We start from the raw sequence: 20818 nt of genomic DNA, 5'->3' as shown, positions 1-20818 counted from the left end.
TGTGAATCGGGGGGTCAGGCGGCGTGCTCGCGCAGCGACCGGGGGCGCATGTCGACCCAGACCTTCTCGATGTGGTCCAGGCACTCCTGCTTGCGGCCCGTGACGCCGACGCCGGACCAGCCGGGCGGTACGGGCCGGTCGGCGAACCAGATGGAGTACTGCTCCTCGTCGTTGAGGACGACCTGGAAGACGGTCTCGGGGTCATCGATGCCCATGAGGGACTCCTTGGGTTGAGTGGTCGTTCGGTGGCGGCCCGGGTCATCCGAGCCGGCGGAGCAACTGGTCGATCTCGGCGTCGGACAGTTCGGCGAGCCCGCCGTACGCGGCGGACGAGGCGTCGGCGGCCGCGCGGGCACGCTCCTCCTCCACCGCCGCGACGGCCTCCGCGAGACCGGCCACGGTCGCCCTGCGGAAGAAGTCGCGCACCGGGACGAGCACGCCGAGCTGGTCCCGTACGCGGCCGATGACCTTGGCGGCGAGCACGGAGTGCCCGCCCAGGGCGAAGAAGTCGGCGTGGACGCCGAACTCCGGCACCGGCAGCACGTCCCGGAAGATGGAGATGATCGCGCGCTCCAGGCGGTTGCGCGGCGGGGTCTCGTCGATGCCCTCCCGCAGCGCCTCCCCGCACATCGCGGTGAGCGCCGCCCGGTCGACCCCGCCGTCCGGCAGCCGGGGCAGCTCGCGCAGCACGCCGAAAGCGGCGGGCGTCCCGGGCTCCTCCGATCCCGTACGGACCCGGTCGCGCGCGTTCGCCAGGGCCTCCCGCACCGTGGCCACCAGGGCCTCGCGCGACCGGGGCGAGGCGGCCGCCTGCGGGTCGGCGGGCACCAGCCAGCCGACGAGCCGCGGCCCGGCTCCGGTCTCCCCGGGCACGACGGCGGCCTCGCGCACCCCCTCGACCTCGGTCAGCCGCCGTTCGATCCGGTCCGGCCGCACGACGTGGTCGCCCAGGGTCAGGCGGCCGTCGGCGTAGCCCGCGAAGCGCAGCTCACCGGAGGGGGTGCACCGATAGCGCTCGCCGGTCGCCACCGCGCCCGAACCCGCCGTGTCCGGGCCCACGACGGCGGGACCCGACAGCCACAGCTCGCCGACGACGCCCGGGGGCACCGGCTCGCCCGTCTCGTCGAGCAGCCGCCGGATGGTCCCGGCGAGCGGCGGGCCGGACCCCTCTCCCAGGCGGGACAGGCTCACCGGGGCCGCCGACAGCGGCGTCCGCCTGCCCAGGAAGACGGTGTTCCCGGTGCGTCCGAGCGCCTCGGCCAGGTCGTCGGCGACGAAGGGGCCGACGCAGACCAGCCGGGCGTCCGGCGACGGCGCGTACCCCTCGGTCAGCAGCCGGCGCCAGACCTGCGGCGCGGCGACCACCACGGTCCCGCCGGTGGGTGTGTCCGTGAGGACCAGGCGGGCTCCGGCGCTCAGCGGCGCGAGCAGGGCGGCCAGGTCCACCGGCCCTCCGTCGTGCCCGAGGACGACCTCGTCGTCCGGGCCGAGCCCCAGCCTCGCGGCCACCGCCGTCGCCGCGGCGGCCAGCGCGCGGTGGGAGAACACGACCGTGTGGCCGTCGCGATCGCCGTCGTCCACCTGCCAGGCGGGCGATCCGGCCCGTGCCGAGCCGGAGGGCACCGGGTCGAAGCGAGGGCCGGTGGTCACCAGCCAGTCGTCCGCCGTGAACGTGACGAACGCCCCGGCGCGCGGGTGGCGCGAGCCGTACGTGAGGACCGCGCCCGTCTCGAAGACGGCCAGCGCCGCGACGAGGAGCGCCGCCGACGGCAGCGGCGGCGTCGCGACGACGACGCCCGGCCCGACGCCCTCGGCCCGGAGCCGTGCCGCCAGTCCGGCGGCGGCCGTACGCAGGTCGGCGTGGCTCATCTCGGCGCCGGCGGCGCGGACCGCGTGACTCTGGCTGGAGGAGCGGCCGGCGAGCACGTCGAGGATGGTGCCGTCAGGCGGCGCGGGGGCCTCCTCGCGCGACCGGCGGTCGGCGAGCGCGCGCTCCCCGGCGTCCGCGCGCGGCAGCGCGCCCCAGCGCACGCCGGGGTCGCGGCGGATCTCGGCCAGCACGGCGCGGTAGACGTCCAGCAGCAGCCGCGCCGTGCCCGGGTCGTACAGGTCGCGGTCGTAGTCGAGCCGCAGCCGCAGTCCGTCGCCGTCCGGCAGGACCGTCAGCCACAGGTCGAACTTGGCCGACGTCACGGCGAGGTCGACCGGGACCATGGTCAGCTCGGGCAGCCGCGCGAGGACGCCGGGCGTGTTCTGCATGGAGAACATCACGTCGAACAGCGGGTTGCGGTCCACCACCCGCGGCAGGCGCAGCTCCTCCACCAGCCGGTCGAACGGCATCTCCTGGTGGGAGAAGGCCTCCAGGCAGGTGTTCCGTACGGCCCGCACGGCGTCGGCGAACCCGGCGCCCTCCGGCAGGCGGGTGCGCAGCACGAGCGGGTTGGCGAAGAAGCCGATGACGTCCTCGGCGTCGGGGTGGTGCCGCCCGGCCACCGGGGTGCCGACCGCGACGTCCGGCTGCCCGGTGACGCGGGCGAGGGTCACCTTGAACGCGGCGAGCAGGAGCATGAACGGGGTCGCCTCCCAGCCTCTGCCGAGGGCGTCGAGCGCCGCCGCCTCGTCGGCGGGCAGCGTCTCCTCCAGCCGGCCCGCGGCCATGCGCCGCTGCGCCTGGCGGGAGTGGTCGACGGGCAGGGGAAGCGGCTGGACGCCCGACAGCGTTCCGCACCAGTGCGCAACCAGGTCGCGCAGCGGCTCGCCGGCGAGGGACTCCTCCCGCCAGGCGACGTAGTCGGCGTACTGGATGGGCAGCTCGGGAGCCGGGCCCTCGCCGCCGAGCAGGCGGCGGTAGCTCTCGGCCAGGTCGCGGTAGAAGACCTCGATCGACCAGCCGTCGCAGCAGATGTGGTGGATGACCACGATCAGGGTGTGCCGGTCGGCGGCCTCCCGCACCAGGAGCACCCGCAGCAGCGGCGGCTCGTCCAGGACGAACGGCAGGCTCGCCTGCTCCTCGGCCGCGCGCTGCACGTACTCCTCGGCGGCCTCGGGAGACAGGTGCGAGCAGTCGACCGTGGGCAGCGCCACCAGCGTCTCGACCGCGACGACCTGCCGGGGGTCGCCGTCGACCACCCCGACCCCGGCGCGGAGGCTCTCGTGCCGGGCGACCACCTGGTTCAGCGCGCGCTGGAGCAGCACCGGGTCGAGCCGCCCGGTGAGCCGCACCGCGCTGGTGACGTTGTACGCGGCGTTGGCGGCGGGGTCCCACTGGCACAGGAACCACAGCTGCCGCTGGGACGGCGCGGCGGGCAGGATGATCATGTTGCCGTAGTCGCGTTCGGGGCCGCTGCCGACCGCGCCGACGTAGGACGAGCTGGTCATCGTTCGATTCCCCCGATGTCACCGGTTTCCCTGGCAGGCGTCGTCGTGGTCAGGGCCGCCTCGATGAGGCGGACGATCCGGCCCTCGTGCTCCCGGACGAAGAAGTGGCCACCGTCGAACGTCGTCACGCGGCACTCCTCGGATGTCAGCTCCGCCCACGCACCGCTCGCGGCGATGTCCACTTCGTCGTCGCGGCCGTGCAGGACGTGGACCGGCACCGGCAGCGGCGCGAGAGGCTGGAAGCGGTAGTTCTCGACCACCGCCAGGTCGGCACGGATCGTCGGCAGCATCAGGTCGATCAGCTCCGGGTAGGCCAGCACCTCGGCGTCGAGGCCCTGGCCCTGGTAGAGCCACGCCACGAGCTCGTCGCGCGGCAGGTCGTGCGCTGGGTCGAACCGCACCAGGTGGGGCGCCTCCAGGCCCGCGACGAACAGCCCGGCGGGCAGCGGCAGGCCGGCGTCGCGGATCCGCCGGGTCAGCTCGAAGGCCACCAGCGCGCCCATGCTGTGGCCGAAGAACGCGTAGCGCCGATCGGTCAGCGGGGTGACCGCGGTGAGCAGGGCGTCGGTCAGCCGGTCGATGTCCGGGATCGCCGGTTCGCTGAGGCGCACCTCCCGGCCCGGCAGGCACGCGGCGGTGACGCGCAGGCTCCGGGTGTGGCGCTGCCACCCCCGGAACACCGACCCGCTGCCGCCGGCGTACGGAAAGCACACGAGCTCGCACGCCGGATCCGGCACATCGGCGAACGAGGCCAACCAGCATGATCTCATGCGGGCCATGCACACCTCCGTGGGAATATCGGAACCCGCCGCGGGTAATTCGCGAATTCATCGCACAGCTTTGCCGTGGGGTCCGTCAAGAATTCGTTCGGAAACTGAGAGAACGCCGGTAGACGCCTGAGAACCGGGCGAGAGCGGGCCTTCTTACATTCTGATCGCCGCCTCGTCGGTAATGCCGCGCCGGGCTTCGCCCGCCGTAGTCACCACGCGAAGGAGCCCCAGCGATGCCAACTCCGGCCGATCGCACGCTCGCCCACGTCCTGGCCGACCACGTCGCGGCGCAGCCCGGCCAGGTGGCGTACGAGTACCTGCACGAGAACGGCCGCATCGACTCGATCACGTACGGCGAGCTGTGGCGGCGGGCCTGCGGCCTGGCGGGGCAGCTGCCCAAGGAGGGGCCGGCGCTGCTGCTGTACCCGCCCGGCCTGGACCTCGTGGCCGCCGTCTGGGCCTGCTTCCTGGCCGGGGTGCCCGCGGTGCCGACGTACCCGCCGCTGATGGGCGCCGCCGACCGGATCGCGCAGCGCTTCGCCCGGATCCTCGCCGACTCCGGCGCGACGTCGCTGCTGGCCGACCCGGCGATCCTGGCGCTCATCCCCGTGGGCGACGTGCCGCTGCCGCCGGTGATCTCCGAGGCCGGCGAGCCGGTGGAGCCGAAGGTCCTGCCGCGGCGGCACGACGTGGCGCTGGTGCAGTACACCTCCGGCAGCACCGGGCAGCCGAAGGGCGTCGTCCTCGACCACTCCAATCTCATCGCGAATATCCGGGCGATCAGCGACGTATTTCGCGTCGATCGGGACATCCGGGTTATCTCATGGCTTCCGCCGTACCACGACATGGGTCTGATCGGTTGCATTCTGACGCCCGGGTACGGCGGATTTCCGGTCCGGCTGATGTCGCCCGTGCATTTCCTCCGGCAACCGCTCGACTGGTTGCGGCAGATCTCGGAAATGGGTGTCACGCACACCGGCGGGCCGAATTTCGCCTACGACCTGTGCGTGCGCCGCGCCCGGGGCGCGGACCTGTCCGGGCTGGACCTCAGCCAGTGGCGGCTGGCGTTCAACGGCGCGGAGCCGATCCGCCCGGGCACGCTCCGGGCCTTCGCCGAGCGCTTCGCCGGCAACGGGTTCCGGCCGGAGGCGTTCCTGCCCTGCTACGGCCTGGCGGAGGCCACCCTGATCGTCACCGGGCGGCACTTCTCGCCCGAGGACGGCGTCGCCGAGGACGGACGGGTGGACTGCGGCCCGGCCGTCGACGGGCACTCCGTGGTGGTCGTGGACGACGGCACCCCGGCGGCGGACGGGGAGAACGGCGAGATCTGGGTCCGGGGGCCGAGCGTCTGCCGCGGCTACTGGAACGACTCCGACGACCGTTCGTTCGGCGAACTCGACGGCGAGCGCTACCTGCGCACCGGCGACCTGGGCTACCTGCGCGACGGGCACCTGTTCGTCACCGGCCGGTCCAAGGACGTGCTCATCCAGAGCGGCGTGAACTTCCACGCCCACGACCTGGAGTCAGCGGCGGTCGACGGGCATCCTGCGTTGCGGCCGACGGCGGCGGCGTTCATGGTGGAGCGCGCCGGGGGCGAGGAGATCGTGCTGGCCGTCGAGCTCGCCAGGGCCGGCGCGGACGTCGACCGGGCCGAGATCGCCGCTGACCTCAAGACCAGGGTGCTGGCCGCCACCGGCGCCCGGGTGGACATCGTCGTGGTCTGCCCGCCCGGCGCCATCCCCCGTACGACCAGCGGCAAGGTCCAGCGCTCGCTGGCACGCACCCGCTATGCGGCCGGTGAGCTCAGGGGAGAGGTGATCGGCGACCGCGCGGTGCCCGTGGAGCGGTTCCTCGCCGGCGTGTTCGCGGCGGTGTGCGAGGTGAGCGAGTGCGCGCCGACGCAGAACCTGAGCAGCATCGGCGGTGACTCCGTCCGCGTCGCCGAGATCGCGGCGATCCTGGAGGACGCGCTCGCGCTGCCCGTGCCGATCGAGGTCGTGCTGGCGGCCCAGTCGCCCCGCGCGGTCACGGCCCGGCTCATGGCCGACTGGAGCGAGCGGGGCGTCTCCGGCGCCCAGGTCGCGGCCCGCATCGCTGCGCTGACCGCCGAGGCCGGTGAGTCGCGGTGAGCGAACACGCGGGCCGGGACCTGGTCAGGCGCTGGCGGGACCGGGTGTCCGCGGCCCCGTCCGCCGCTGCCGCCGACGCCGGGGATCCGGCCGTCAGCCCCGCGCAGACGGGGCTGCTGCTCTTCGAGCAGCTTCACCCGGGCACCGCGGTGAACATCCTGTCGTTCGTGGCGTCCGTGGCCGGGCCGGTGGACCGCGGCCGCCTGCGGTCGGCGCTCGCCCGGATGGCCGAGCGCCACCCGCTGCTGCGTGCCCGGTTCCCGCGCGAGGAGCCGCCGAGGTGCGTCGTCGCCCCTGTCGAGCCCGCCGTCGGGCCTGCCGCCGATCCGGCCGTCGAATCCGTCACCGGGCCGTACGCCGTGCCGGAGCCCGAGTACGCCGACCTCGCACACCTGCCGGAAGGCGATCGGCGCGAGGCGGCGCTGGCCCGCGCCGAGGACTTCGCCACCCGGCCCATGGACCCGGCCACCGGCCCGCTGTGGCGGGTCGCCGTCTGGTCGCTCGGCCCCGATGAGACGCTCCTGCAGGTCGTGGCCCACCATCTCATCTGCGACGGCTGGTCGCTGGGCGTCTTCCTCGCCGAACTGACCACCCTCTACTCCGGTGGAGCCCTGCCCGGCGCGGCCTCCCCGCCCACCGGGGGCACGCCGGTCACCGAGGCGGACCTCGCCTACTGGCGTGAGCGGCTGTGCGACGCTCCTCCGCTCGACCTCCCGGCCGACCTGCCGCGACCCGTCAGGCCGCGCTTCCGCTCGGCCGCGGTCCCGGTGTCGCTGGACGCGGCCGCCGTACGGCACGCCCTGGAGGTCGCCGAGCGCGAGCGGGTCACCCCGTTCATGATGCTGCTCGCCGCCCTGCACCTGACGCTGGCGAGGACGACCGGGGAGCCCGACGTGACGATCGGGGCGCCGATCGCGACCGTCGAGCGGCACCGCGCACCGGGAGCCATCGCCCCGCTGGTCAACATGCTCGCGCTGCGCACCGACAGCGCCGCCGCCGCGACCGGCCGCGATCTCCTGACCGCCGTACGCGACACCTGCCTCGGCGCGTACGCGCACGCGCACGTCCCCCTGGAGACGGTCGCCGCGGCGGCGGGGACCGGCGGAGACCGGCTGTTCCGGGTGATGTGCGTCCTCCAGGACGGCCTGCCCGAGTTCCACCTGGACGGACGGCCCGTACGGCCGCTGACGATGGCGCCCGCCGCGATCCAGTACGACGTCGAGGTGTACCTGTGGCTGACGGGCGACCGCGTCACCGGGTTCCTCGGCTACGACGCCGACCTGTTCGACGCGGAGACCGCCCGGCTCCTCGCCGGCCGCTTCGGCGTGGCGCTGCGCGTGCTCACCGAAGGCCTGGACGGGCCCCTCGCGGAACTCGACGTGCTGGACGAGGCCGAGAAGTCGGTCCTCGGTGCGTTGGGTGACGGTGGCTTGCTGACCGGTCCGGCTGCTGTGCCGGCTGGTGGGTGTGTGCATGGGTTGGTCGAGGCGGTGGTGGATCGGTGTCCGGATGCGGTGGCGGTGCGGGCGGTTGACGGGGTGGTGCGGTATCGGGAGTTGGATGAGCGGGCTGAGTGGTTGGCTCGTCATCTGGTGGGGTTGGGTGCGGGGGCTGGGGTGTTGGTGGGGGTGTGCCTGCCGCGGACCAGTGATCTGATCGTGGCGTTGCTGGCGGTGTTGAAGACCGGTGCGGCCTATGTGCCGATCGATCCGGGGTATCCGCCGGAGCGGGTGGCCTATCTGCTGGCTGACAGCGAGGCGGCCGTGCTGGTGACCACACCCGACCACAACCCTCTGGCCGGTTCCGCGGGCTCGGCCGGTGCGGCCGGGGTGCAGGTCGTCGACGTCGGTGCCGTGCTCGGCACGGCCGGGGACGGGTTCCATGGCCGGTTGAGCGTGGAAGTGCAGCCTTCGGATGCGGCGTATGTGATTTACACGTCGGGGTCGACGGGGCGGCCGAAGGGTGTGGTGATCGAGCATCGGCAGACGGTGGCGATGCTGACCTGGGCGGGCAGTGTGTTCGGGGTGGGGGTGCTGGCGGAGACGCTGGCGTCGACGAGTGTGTGTTTCGACTTGTCGGTGTTTGAGATCTTCGCGCCGTTGTCGGTGGGTGCCACCGTCACGCTGGCGGCGGGTAACGCGCTGGATCTGATCGAGGATCGGGCCGGGTTCGGGCATGTGACGCTGGTGAACACGGTGCCGTCGGCGGCGGCGGAGTTGCTGGCGGCCGGGGCGATCCCGCCACGGGCGGCGACGATCAACCTGGCCGGGGAGCCGTTGCCGGTGGAGCTGGTGCGCGGGTTGTACCGGGATCCGGCGGTCGGGGTGGTCAACAACCTGTACGGGCCGACCGAGGACACCACGTACTCCACCCACGCGGTGACCGATCCCGGTGCTGAGCGGACCCCGCTGGGCCGCGCCCTGCCCGGGTCCCGCGTACACCTGCTGGACAGCGAGCTGCGTCCGGTACCGCTGGGCGCGATCGGCGAGGTGTATCTGTCGGGCCAGGGCGTGACGCGGGGGTACCACCAGCGGCCCGCCCTGACGGCCGAACGCTACCTGCCCCTCCCCGGCAGCCGCGGGGACGACGATGGCGATGCCCTCCCCGATGACGACGCTCAAGGTGAGGGTGGGCGGTTGTATCGGACGGGGGATCTGGCCCGATGGCGCCCGCGCACCAGCGTGGACGGCGGGGTGGAGTTCTTCCTGGACTACCACGGCCGGGTGGATCACCAGGTGAAGCTGCGGGGGTTCCGGATCGAGCCGGGCGAGGTGGAACATGCCCTGCTCCAGCATCCGGCCGTGTCCGAGGCGGTCGTCACCGTCCACGGCGACCACCTGATCGCCCACATCGCCACCAGAGCCCTCAGCCATGTTCACCACGACGACGCCGGCGCGCACGATGTGCATGGTGGTCGTCCTGCCGTTGCGGCGGATCACGGTGATCTCGCCCTGTGCGATGCGGATTGCGAGCAGATTCTGCTGCGGTATCTGCGGGGGTGTCTGCAGCAGCATCTGGTGCCTGCCCGCATCGTGGTGATGGAGGCGCTGCCGCGTACGCCGAACGGGAAGATCGACCGTAAGGCGCTGCCCGAGCCGACATCGGTGTCCAGCAACAGTGAGGCCGAGGCTCCCGGCACCGAGGCGCAGCGTCTGGTGGCCGGGTTGTTCGCCGGTCTGCTGGGCCGGCCGGTGACGAACATCCATGACGATTTCTTCAGTCTGGGTGGGCATTCGTTGCTGGCCACGCGGTTGGTGCATCGGTTGTCGGAGGCGCTGGGTGTGGTGGTGCCGCTTCGGCTGGTGTTCGATCACCCGACGGTCGCCGGCCTGGCCGAGCGGTTGCCGGGTGTGGGTGCCGGTGAGGTGGTCGCGATCCCGGTGGGTCGTCATCCGGCTGGTGAGCATGTGCATCCAGCGACGGCGAATCAGCAGCGGTTGTGGTTCTTGTGTCATCTGCACCCGGATACGAATCTGGCGTACCACATCACGGGTGCGGCGACCGTGCGCGGGCCGCTCGACCGGGACGTGCTGCGCACCGCCCTCGCCCAGACCGCCCGGCGCCACGAAAGCCTGCGCACCACCCTCCGGATGGCGGAGGGGGAACTCGTACAGGTCGTTCACGAGGAGTGGGATTGGGAGCCGCCGCTCACCGCCGTGCCCGACCTGGCGGAAACCCTGGAGCAGTGGCGGACCTCGACGGTCGACCTCGAACAGGGCCCGCTGTTCCGCGCGCGGGTGGTGCGTGTCTCGGACGACGAACACGTGCTGCTGCTGTCGCTCCACCATGTCATCGCGGACGGCTGGTCCCTCACCGTGCTGTTCCGCGAGATCGCCGATCATTATCAGGCGGCCCGTACGGGTGAACCGCGCGCGCAGGGCGCCCCTCTTCAGTACGGCGACTACGCCCAGTGGAAGCTCGACACACCGGCCGATGACTCCGAACTCGGGTTCTGGCGTGAATACCTCGCCGGCGCGCAGACGCTCGACCTGCCCACGGACAAGCCACGCCCGCCGTACGAGACGCACCGTGGGGACGCCGTTCCGCTCTCCCTGCCCGCGCGGACCGTCGAGCGCCTCGCACGGGAGAGCGGTACGACGACCTTCACGGTGATCACCACGGCGTTGACGCTGCTGCTCGCCAAACTCGCCGGTCAGGACGACGTCACCATCGGCATCCCGTCCTCCGGCCGTACGCACCCCGGCACCGCCGAGATGATCGGCTTCCTGGCGAACTCCCTTCCCCTGCGCTCCGTGACCCGGCCCGGCATGACGCTCGCGGAGGCGCTGAGCGCGACGCACGCGAACCTTCTGGAGGTCCAGCTTCACAGCGACACCCCGTTCGAGCGGATCGTCCAGCACGTGCGGCCGGAACGCGACTTCAGCCGCAGCCCGTTCTTCCAGGTCATGCTCGCGCTGGACAGCGCACCCCAGCGGACGCTGGAACTGCCCGGCCTCCGCTTCACCCGAGTCGACATGGCGCCCGCCGGTACGCAGTTCGAGTTGTCGGTGCATTTGGAGCAGTCGGTGGAGGGGTTGGGTGGGTTCCTGACCTACAACACGGATCTGTTCGATGCGCGGTCGGCGGGTTTGCTGGCGGAGCGGTTGGCGGTGGTGGTGGAGGCGCTGGCCGCCGATCCCGGCGCGCGGGTGGTGGATCTCGATGTCCGTACGGCGGGGGAGAAGACCGTCCTCGGTGCGTTGGGTGACGGTGGTCCGCTGACCGGTCCGGCTGGTGTGCCGGCTGGTGGGTGTGTGCATGGGTTGGTCGAGGCGGTGGTGGATCGGTGTCCGGATGCGGTGGCGGTGCGGGCGGTCGACGGGGTGGTGCGGTATCGGGAGTTGGATGAGCGGGCTGAGTGGTTGGCTCGTCATCTGGTGGGGTTGGGTGCGGGGGCTGGGGTGTTGGTGGGGGTGTGCCTGCCGCGGACCAGTGATCTGATCGTGGCGTTGCTGGCGGTGTTGAAGACCGGTGCGGCCTATGTGCCGATCGATCCGGGGTATCCGCCGGAGCGGGTGGCCTACCTCCTCGCCGACAGCGACGCGGCCGTGCTGGTGACCACACCCGACCACAACCCCCTGGCCGGTACCGCGGGCTCGGCCGGGGTGCAGGTCGTCGACGTTCGCGCGGTGCTCGGCCCGGTCGGGGGGAGCTCCGATTCCGGCCGTCCTGGCCGGTTGGGTGTCTCCGTCGGTGCGGGGGATGCGGCGTATGTGATCTATACGTCGGGGTCGACGGGGCGGCCGAAGGGTGTGGTGATCGAGCATCGGCAGACGGTGGCGATGCTCGCCTGGGCGGGGCAGGCGTTCGGGGTGGGGGTGCTGGCGGAGACGCTGGCGTCGACGAGTGTGTGTTTCGACTTGTCGGTGTTTGAGATCTTCGCGCCGTTGTCGGTGGGGGCCACCGTCACCTTGGCGGCGGGTAACGCGCTGGATCTGATCGAGGATCGGGCCGGGTTCGGGCATGTGACGCTGGTGAACACAGTGCCGTCGGCGGCGGCGGAGTTGCTGGCGGCCGGCGCGATCCCGCCACAGGCGGCGACGATCAACCTGGCCGGGGAGCCGTTGCCGGTGGAGCTCGTGCGCGGGTTGTACCGGGATCCGGCGGTGCGGGTGGTCAACAACCTGTACGGCCCGACCGAGGACACCACGTACTCCACCCACGCGGTGACCGACCCCGGTGCTGAGCGCACCCCGCTGGGCCGCGCCCTGCCCGGGTCACGCGTACACCTGCTGGACAGCGAGCTGCGTCCGGTGCCACTCGGCGCGATCGGCGAGGTGTACCTGTCGGGCCAGGGCGTGACGCGGGGCTACCACCAGCGGCCCGCCCTGACCGCCGAACGCTACCTCCCCCTCCCCGACAACGACGCCCACGGTGAGGGTGGGCGGTTGTACCGGACGGGGGACCTGGCCCGCTGGCGCCCCAGCACCACCGCGGACGGCGGGGTGGAGTTCTTCCTGGACTACCACGGCCGGGTGGACCACCAGGTGAAGCTGCGGGGGTTCCGGATCGAGCCGGGCGAGGTGGAACACGCCCTGCTCCAGCACCCGGCCGTGTCCGAGGCCGTGGTCACCGTCCACGGCGACCACCTGATCGCCCACATCGCCAGCAAGAACACTCCCACCCGCGACCACGGCAACCATGCGCAGGGCGACGAGCGAGCCCACGACGAGCACAGTGACCACGCGGGCACCCATGACATGCACGGTGGTCGTCCTGCCGTTGCGGCGGATCACGGTGACCTTGCCCTGTGCGATGCGGATTGCGAGCAGATTCTTCTGCGGTATCTGCGGGGGTGTCTGCCGCAGCATCTGGTGCCTGCCCGCATCGTGGTGATGGAGGCGCTGCCGCGTACGCCGAACGGGAAGATCGACCGAAGGGCGCTGCCCGAGCCGACATCGGTGTCCAGCAACAGTGAGGCCGAGGCTCCTGGCACCGAGGCGCAGCGTCTGGTGGCTGAGTTGTTCGCCGGTCTGCTGGGCCGGCCGGTGACGAACATCCATGACGATTTCTTCAGTCTGGGTGGGCATTCGTTGCTGGCCACGCGGTTGGTGCATCGGTTGTCGGAGGCGCTGGGTGTGGTGGTGCCGCTTCGGCTGGTGTTCGATCATCCGACGGTGGCCGGTCTGGCTGAGCGGTTGCCGGGTGTGGGTGCCGGTGAGGTGGTCGCGATTCCGGTGGGTCGTCATCCGGTTGGTGAGCATGTGCATCCGGCGACGGCGAATCAGCAGCGGTTGTGGTTCTTGTGTCATCTGCACCCGGACACGAATCTGGCGTACCACATCACCGGCGCGGCGACCGTACGCGGGCCGCTCGACCGGGATGTGTTGCGCACCGCCCTCGCCCACACCGCCCGGCGCCACGAAAGCCTGCGCACCACCCTTCGTGAGGAGAACGAGGAGCTCGTACAGGTGGTGTCCGCGGAACCGGTCGCCGACCTGGAGGAAGTGACCGCGTCCGACTGGGCCGCGGTGCTCGACGAGGAGGCGTCCCGGCCGCTCGACCTCGCCGCCGGGCCGCTGATGCGTACGGTCCTGGTGAGGGTGTCGGACGAGGAACACGTGCTGCTCCTGAGCCTCCACCACCTCATCTGCGACGGCTGGTCGCTCGACCTGCTGCTCCGTGAGATCACCGGCCACTACGCCAGGCTGGCCGAAGGTCCGGCGGGAAACGAGGCCCCTTCACCCGCGTCTGTGCAGTTCGCGGACGTCGAGCTGTGGGAGCGGCCTGTCACCGACGAGGACATGGATTTCTGGCGCGAGCACCTCGCCGGCGCGCAGACGCTCGACCTGCCCACGGACAAGCCACGCCCGCCGTACCAGACACACCGTGGGGACGCCGTTCCGCTGTCCCTGTCGGCCGCGACCGTGGCCGCCGTGACCCGGGCGACCGGGGCGAGTACGTTCTCCGTCGTGGCGACGGCGCTGGGTGTGCTCCTGGCCAAGCTCAGCGGCCAGGACGACGTCACGATCGGGTTCGCCGCCTCAGGGCGTACCCGGCCCGAGTTCACGGATGTCATCGGCATGCTCGTCACGACGCTGCCCCTGCGCATGCGCCCGGCGCCGGAGACGACACTCCGTGACGTGCTGCGCGCCACGCACGACGCCGCGCTCGCCACCCAGCAGCACCAGCACGTCGGCTTCGATCGGCTGATCAACGAGTGCGTACGGGAACGCGACCTCAGCCGCAGTCCTCTCTTCCAGGTCATGCTGTCGATCAACGGCACGCCACCGCAGTACGAGCTCCCCGGGCTCGCGGTCGACCCGGTGCCGGTGCGTCCCCGAGCCAGCCAGTTCGAGTTGTCGGTGCATCTGGAGCAGTCGGTGGAGGGGTTGGGTGGGTTCCTGACCTACAACACGGATCTGTTCGATGCGCGGTCGGCGGGTTTGCTGGCGGAGCGGTTGGCGGTGGTGGTGGAGGCGCTGGCCGCCGATCGCGGCGCGCGGGTGATGGATCTCGATGTCCGTACGGCGGGGGAGAAGACCGTCCTCGGTGCGTTGGGTGACGGTGGTCCGCTGACCGGTCCGGCTGGTGTGCCGGCTGGTGGGTGTGTGCATGGGTTGGTCGAGGCGGTGGTGGATCGGTGTCCGGATGCGGTGGCGGTGCGTGCGGTTGACGGGGTGGTGCGGTATCGGGAGTTGGATGAGCGGGCTGAGTGGTTGGCTCGTCATCTGGTGGGGTTGGGTGCGGGGGCTGGGGTGTTGGTGGGGGTGTGCCTGCCGCGGACCAGTGATCTGATCGTGGCGTTGCTGGCGGTGTTGAAGACCGGTGCGGCTTATGTGCCGATCGATCCGGGGTATCCGCCGGAGCGGGTGGCCTACCTCCTTGCCGACAGCGAGGCGGCCGTGCTGGTGACCACACCCGACCACAACCCCACAGCGGGCACGGCCGGTGCGGCCGGGGTACAGGTCGTCGACGTTCGCGCGGTGCTGGGTTCGGCCGGCGAGGACCCGTGGGAGAGCGCGGTGGAGGGTCTTCGGACGGGCCCCGATTCCGGTCGTGCCGGTGGTGCGGGCCGGTTGGGTGTCTCCGTCGGTGCGGGGGATGCGGCGTATGTGATTTATACGTCGGGGTCGACGGGGCGGCCGAAGGGTGTGGTGATCGAGCATCGGCAGACGGTGGCGATGCTCGCCTGGGCGGGGCAGGCGTTCGGGGTGGGGGTGCTGGCGGAGACGCTGGCGTCGACGAGTGTGTGTTTCGACTTGTCGGTGTTTGAGATCTTCGCGCCGTTGTCGGTGGGGGCCACCGTCACCTTGGCGGCGGGTAACGCGCTGGATCTGATCGAGGATCGGGCCGGGTTCGGGCATGTGACGCTGGTGAACACGGTGCCGTCGGCGGCGGCGGAGTTGCTGGCGGCCGGCGCGATCCCGCCACAGGCGGCGACGATCAACCTGGCCGGGGAGCCGTTGCCGGTGGAGCTGGTGCGCGGGTTGTACCGGGATCCGGCGGTCGGGGTGGTCAACAACCTGTACGGCCCGACCGAGGACACCACGTACTCCACGCACGCGGTGACCGACCCCGGTGCTGAGCGCACGCCGCTGGGCCGCGCGCTGCCCGGGTCACGCGTGCATTTGCTGGACGGCGAGTTGCGTCCGGTGCCGCTCGGCGCGATCGGCGAGGTGTACCTGTCGGGCCAGGGCGTGACGCGGGGCTACCACCAGCGGCCCGCCCTGACGGCCGAACGCTACCTCCCCCTCCCTGAGGGTGAGAGCGGGGGTGGCCGGCTGTATCGGACGGGGGACCTGGCCCGCTGGCGCCCCAGCACCACCGCGGACGGCGGGGTGGAGTTCTTCCTGGACTACCACGGCCGGGTGGACCACCAGGTGAAGCTGCGGGGGTTCCGGATCGAGCCGGGCGAGGTGGAACACGCCCTGCTCCAGCACCCGGCCGTGTCCGAGGCGGTCGTCACCGTCCACGGCGACCACCTGATCGCCCACATCGCCACCAGAACCCCCTCCCAGGACGACCCCGTCGTGCCGGAGGAGCGTGGGGAGGACGACGAGCAGATCCTCCTTCGGTATCTGCGGGGCTGTCTGCCGCAGCATCTGGTCCCTGCCCGCATCGTGGTGATGGACGCGCTGCCGCGCACCCCCAACGGGAAGATCGACCGAAAGGCGCTGCCCGAGCCGACATCGGTGTCCGGCACCGGCGAGGCCGAGCCTCCCGGCACCGAGGCGCAGCATCTGGTGGCCGAGTTGTTCACCGGCCTGTTGGGCCGGCCGGTCACGAACATCCACGACGACTTCTTCAGCCTGGGCGGGCATTCCCTGCTGGCCACGCGGCTGGTCAGCCGCCTCAACGCGCTCACCGGAGCGTCGCTCCCGCTGCGGGTGGTCTTCGAGCATCCCACCATCGCCGGATTGGCGGAGTTTCTGCCCGAGCGCGCGAGCGGGCCGGTGCGGCCGGCGGCCATCCCCAGGCTGCGCCGGACACTCGGCCGTGCCGGGGCGGCGAGCGGCGTCCCGAGCGACTGACACGGCGATGAGGACCAGGTGACCCGGGCGAGCGTGGGGCCGGACGCCGGAGACGCGCGCCTGGGGAGCCGGGAGAGTCGGGGGAGCGGGCGATCAGGCCCGGTCAGGCCCGATTCAGGCCAAGGCGTGGGTCAGGACCACAGGATCGTGCACGCCCAGTGCATTCCGCGGCCGTTCGTGGCCAGCGCCACGTAGTCACCCAGGCCCAGCTCCCCTGAGGCGTGCAGGTTGCCCAGCTCGAACAGGTGGTCGGCGGCACCGAAATGCCCGTGCTGCCGGGCGCCGCGGATGTTCGTACGGGACGTCGGCACACCGATCAGATCGGCCTGGGCGGCGATGACACGAGGATTGTCGTTGAGCAGGAGGAGCCACGCGAGGTCGTCCTCCGTGATGCCGGCCTGCTTGCAGGCGCGGTGGACGGCACGGGCCGTACGGTCGTTGATCTCGTCCGCGAAGGCGGCCATGCGGTCGGAGTCGTACTGGAAGTGCTCCATGATCTGCCAGGCGTCCCGGACCTTGGGAGGCGGCGTGCCGGGCCCGAAGGGCTTCGCCCCGCCGCCGTCGTCGAGGCGGAAGAAGTCGGCGTAGCGTCCGTCAGTCTCGGCGTACGACGTGCGCCAGCGCAGTGACGCGGCGTTGCGGCTGGCCACGGCCGCCGCCGCGCCGTCGGAGAACAGCAGTGAGTGGGTGTCCAGGCGGTTCCAGTACGCCTCGGTGGTGCGGTTGGCGCCGATGACCAGGGCGGTGTCGTAGGACAGGTGGGTGGCGAACCGGCCGGCCAGGGTGTCGAAGGCGGTGACGCCGCCCGCGCAGCCCTGGTCCACCAGTACGGCCTCCGCCCAGGAGAGGCCGAGCCGGTGGGCGACCGCGGCCGCCGCGTCCCAGTACAGGTACTCCGCGATGTCTGTTATCGCTAACACCAGCAGGTCGACGTCGCGGGCGGCGACGCCCGCCGCGGCGAGGGCCTGCCCGCCCGCTTCGACGGCGAGATCGGTCAGCCCCATCCCGGGAGCCGCGCGGTGCACGTAGTCGTAGCCGTACGCGAGCACCCGCGCGACGTCCTCGGTGTAATCCGCGACCACATCCTTGACGGGCACTGGCTCGCCCACTTCCGCGGCGAAGGCGATCAGCCCGAACGTCATCAGTCCTCCATCACGCCGTCAGGCGACCAGCTGGTCGAGCCGGTCCGGCTCGCGGAGGTTGTCCGCGACCGCTCGCAGGAAGGCCACCGCTTCGGCGCCGTTCACGACCCGGTGGTCATAGGCGAGGCCGAGGACGACGACCGTGGTTGTCGCGAGGACTCCGTCGTGGAGCGCGAGCTGCCGACGTAGCCCGCCGACGGAGAGCATGCACAACTGCGGCCACATGACGATCGGTTGTACGAACACCACATCAGCCTCAGTGTTGATCGAGATGGTGATCGTACCGCCATCGAGCTCGGATGTGGTGAAATCGCCTCCCCGCCACGCTTTCATCCGGAAATCCATCAGGTCGTCGGCGATATCGGTGATCGATCGGCTCGCGCAGTCCCGGATCACGGGCGTGTAGAGGCCGCGTCCCGCGTCGATCGTCACCGCGACGTGGGGCGCCTCGGAGACGGCGACCGTCCGGTCGTCCACGAGGCTGCCGAAGAGGTGGCCGAAGCGGTCGTGGGCGGCGGCGACCGCCTTCACCACGGCCTCGGGTACGCCGACCTCGGCGCCGGACTCCTCCGACAGCAGGCGCAGTCTGGCGAGGAGGGCGTCGACCCCCACCTCGACGGCGGTGAAGGCCGCCGGCACCTCCTTGTGGGCCCGGGTCACGACGGCGGCGGTGCCCCGCTGCACCCGGTCGAGCACGTAGGTCCGCCGGTCGGCCGGGGACGACTGGGCGGCCGGGGACGACTGAGCGGGCCGGGAAGCCTCGGCGGCCGGAGCGGCCTGCGCGGGCGCCGCCGATCCCGCACCACGACCGGCGGTCGTGGCCGCCTCGCCGCCCGCTCCGCTCCTCGCCGCCGCATGCGCCGGGGGCGCGAGTTCGTGCAGTTCCGCGATGATGGCGCCGACCTCCACCTCGGTGCCGGCCTCGGCCGAGATCCGCAGATATCCGGCCGCCGGGGCCTCGATCTCCTCGACCGCCTTGGATGTCTCCAGTTCGACCAGGGGAGCGCCCGCCTCGACCCTGGCCCCGTCCTCGGCGAGCCAGCAGGTCACCAGGTAGTGCGTGTCGTTGTTGTTCAGCTTCGGCACGACGAAAGGTACGGCGAGCGGTGGGGCGGCATCGACGGGCTCGACAACGGACTCGGCGACCGGCGTCACGACGGACCCGGCGACGACCGCGGCGCCCGTCGCGATCGTGCCGAGGCGCTCCGCGACGGCCTCGGCGATGTGCCGCTCGCCCAGCAGCACCCGGTCCTCCAGGTGGCGAGCGGCCGGGATGATCGAGTCGGCGGACGACAGCCGCAGCACCGGGGCGCGCAGGCGCGGCCACAGCCGCTCGTACACCAGCGCCGCGATGTCGGAGCCCCAGGTGCCGCCCGCCGTGCTCTCCTCGGCGACGGCCACCAGCGCGGGCCGTTCCAGGACCGGCAGGACGGGCTCGATGTCCACCGGGTACAGGCGCCCGGGGACCAGAAGGTGCGCGGTGACGCCCTGGTCCCGCAGGAGGTGGGCGGCGGCGAGCGCCCGGTGGGCGACGCCGCCCGGGCAGATCAGCACGACGTCGGGGGCCGTGCCGTCCACGGGGGTCACGTGCGCCCAGCCGGACGCGTCCCCGACGAGCGAGTGGCGGAAGTGCTCGTCCACGACCCCGTCGGGGTACGCCCGCCGGGTGTAGAGCACCTTGTCCTCGAAGAGCAGCGCGGGCCCGTGGTCCAGGGCGTGCGCGAGCAGCCCGTACGGGTCGTGGAACGGGCTGAGCTCGTACAACGCCAGGTTCGGCATGCCGATGAAGTGCTTCTGCACGCTCTGGCTGTGGGTGGGCCCGTAGCCGCGACGGCCGCCGACCGGGCAGCGGAGCACGACCGGCATGGGCAGCCGCCGGCCGTACATCGTCACCGACTTCGAGATCAGGTTGAGCACCGGGTCGAAGACGAGCGCGGCGAAGTCGCCGAACATGACCTCGGCCACGACCTCGTCACCGGCGAGGGCGAGACCGGCCGCGACGCCCGCGAGGCCGTTCTCGCTGATCGGGGTGGACAGCACGCGGCCGGGATGCCGGTCCGACAGCCCCTTGGTGACCTTGAAGGCGCCGCCGTAGGGATCGGCGACGTCCTCGCCGAGGAGGTGCAGGCCGGGGCGTTCGGCGAACAGCCGGTGCAGCGCGCCGTTCAGGCTCTCGGCGAGCCGGGGCGCGAGCGGTGTCATACCGCGACTCCGCGCGTCCGCAGGGTGTCCCGCAGCGCCCCCACGGAGCGGCACGCGCGGGCCTCGCGCGGGCTCAGCCGCACGCCGTACGCCCGTTCGACGGTGCCGATGATCTGCACGTGGCGCAGGCTGCTCCACTCGGCGGCCGTGGCCGTGCCGGTGTTCTCGTCGACCGTCTCGGCGGGCACGTCGAGGACGCCCGCGACCAGGGTGATCAGTTCGTTCACTGTACGGCTCCCGCCTCGGCCACGTCGGCCCACCGCGACGGCGGGCGTGCCGCCACCTCGGCGGCGATCCGGTCCACCTCGGCGCGGACCCGCTCGTCGATCTCCCGGAAGCGGGGACCGAGGCGCGCCTCCAGCCCCGCCTGCCAGTCGCCCTCCCACAGGGCCGCGACCTCCTCGGCGGGGCGGGTGTCGTCGCCCTTGCTGTGCGGGCCGAGCCGCCGGGTCAGGAACCGTACGACCGCCGGCCCGCCGCCGTCGCGGACCCGCGCGATCACCGGTCCGGCTGCGGCGCGGACGGCCGGGATGTCATGGGTGGCGATCTCGGCGTACTCGACGCCGAAGGCGCGCGCCCGGCCGGCGATGGTCCCGGAGAGGTGCGCGCCGGTGGGGGTGGACTGGGCGATCCCGTTGTCCTCCACGACGACCAGCACCGGCAGCCGCCACAGCGCCGCCATGTTGAGCGCCTCGTACACCGCGCCCTCGCCCCAGGTGCCGTCGCCGACGTAGACGGCGGCGATCCGGCCGGTGCCGGTGCGCCGGTGCCGCAGCGCGACGCCCGTCGCGAGCGCCAGGCCCTCGCCCTGCACGCCGGTGGACAGGAAGCCGGGCCGGTAGAGGTGCTGGCTGCCGCCGACGCCGGCGCAGACCCCGCCCTCCCGGCCCATGATCTCGGCGAGCAGCCCGGCGGCGTCGCCGACGTGGGCCAGGTAGTGGCCGTGGCCGCGGTGGTTGCTGACCACGAAGTCGCCGTCGAGCAGCGGGGCCAGCGCCACCGGCACGTACTCCTGCCCGATGCACGTGTGCGTGGTCCCGCTCAGCGCGCCGGCCTCGAACATCCGCAGCAGGGTCCGCTCGAAGTGGCGGATGCGGACCAGTTGCGCCACGTCGTCATCTGACAGACCGGGCACGGCGTCCGGCAGGCCGGGGACGGCGGCGCCCGCCGCGCGGGCCCGGGGGCCTTGGGCCTCGCGCGACGGGCCGAGGGTGCCGGACACG

General features: G+C 72.2%; 9 protein-coding genes. 2 read left to right on the top strand and 7 right to left on the bottom strand.

Annotated features, from left to right (window positions below):
• Window positions 1–14: 14 nt before the first annotated feature.
• The 3 genes from HHX37_RS33130 to HHX37_RS33120 are packed head-to-tail and all read right to left on the bottom strand — an operon-like array spanning window position 15 to window position 4157.
• A complete protein-coding gene (locus HHX37_RS33130; RefSeq protein WP_182877320.1) occupies window positions 15–215 on the bottom strand; it encodes an MbtH family protein in 201 nt (66 codons plus the stop codon).
• Window positions 216–258: 43 nt separating this feature from the next.
• Window positions 259–3378 carry a condensation domain-containing protein gene (locus tag HHX37_RS33125; RefSeq protein ID WP_182887920.1) on the bottom strand — a complete coding sequence of 1040 codons (3120 nt, stop codon included), beginning with the start codon at window positions 3376–3378 and terminating at the stop codon, window positions 259–261.
• A complete protein-coding gene (locus HHX37_RS33120) occupies window positions 3375–4157 on the bottom strand; it encodes a thioesterase II family protein (protein ID WP_220499853.1) in 783 nt (260 codons plus the stop codon). The genes HHX37_RS33125 and HHX37_RS33120 overlap by 4 nt, the downstream gene beginning before the upstream one ends.
• A 224-nt stretch (window positions 4158–4381) precedes the next feature.
• Here HHX37_RS33120 and HHX37_RS33115 point away from each other — a divergent pair, with 224 nt between their 5' ends.
• Both HHX37_RS33115 and HHX37_RS33110 read left to right on the top strand, forming a co-directional pair.
• A complete protein-coding gene (locus HHX37_RS33115; protein WP_182887919.1) occupies window positions 4382–6277 on the top strand; it encodes an AMP-binding protein in 1896 nt (631 codons plus the stop codon).
• Complete coding sequence (locus tag HHX37_RS33110) at window positions 6274–16251, top strand: non-ribosomal peptide synthetase (protein WP_182887918.1); 9978 nt, start codon at window positions 6274–6276, stop codon at window positions 16249–16251. Before HHX37_RS33115 ends, HHX37_RS33110 begins: the two co-directional genes overlap by 4 nt.
• Window positions 16252–16382: 131 nt before the next feature.
• Here HHX37_RS33110 and HHX37_RS33105 read toward each other — a convergent pair whose 3' ends face one another.
• The 4 genes from HHX37_RS33105 to HHX37_RS33090 are packed head-to-tail and all read right to left on the bottom strand — an operon-like array spanning window position 16383 to window position 20817.
• Window positions 16383–17393, bottom strand: coding sequence for a 3-oxoacyl-[acyl-carrier-protein] synthase III C-terminal domain-containing protein (locus HHX37_RS33105; RefSeq protein ID WP_138462285.1), 1011 nt, complete (start codon window positions 17391–17393; stop codon window positions 16383–16385).
• Window positions 17394–17411: 18 nt separating this feature from the next.
• Window positions 17412–19595: a 2-oxo acid dehydrogenase subunit E2 gene (locus tag HHX37_RS33100; protein WP_182887917.1), complete on the bottom strand. Its 2184-nt coding sequence runs from the start codon at window positions 19593–19595 to the stop codon at window positions 17412–17414.
• Entirely contained in the window at window positions 19592–19822 is a 231-nt protein-coding gene (locus tag HHX37_RS33095) for an acyl carrier protein (protein ID WP_117408636.1), read from the bottom strand. The genes HHX37_RS33100 and HHX37_RS33095 overlap by 4 nt, the downstream gene beginning before the upstream one ends.
• A complete protein-coding gene (locus tag HHX37_RS33090) occupies window positions 19819–20817 on the bottom strand; it encodes a thiamine pyrophosphate-dependent dehydrogenase E1 component subunit alpha (protein ID WP_182887916.1) in 999 nt (332 codons plus the stop codon). The genes HHX37_RS33095 and HHX37_RS33090 overlap by 4 nt, the downstream gene beginning before the upstream one ends.
• Between the last annotated feature and the right edge of the window lies 1 nt (window position 20818).

It is taken from the genome of Microbispora sp. H10885 (assembly GCF_014161415.1).
GTDB classification, from domain to species: Bacteria; Actinomycetota; Actinomycetes; order Streptosporangiales; family Streptosporangiaceae; genus Microbispora; species Microbispora triticiradicis.
The sequence above is the reverse complement of the archived record's forward strand: the minus strand, read 5'-3'. Positions and strand labels throughout refer to the sequence as shown.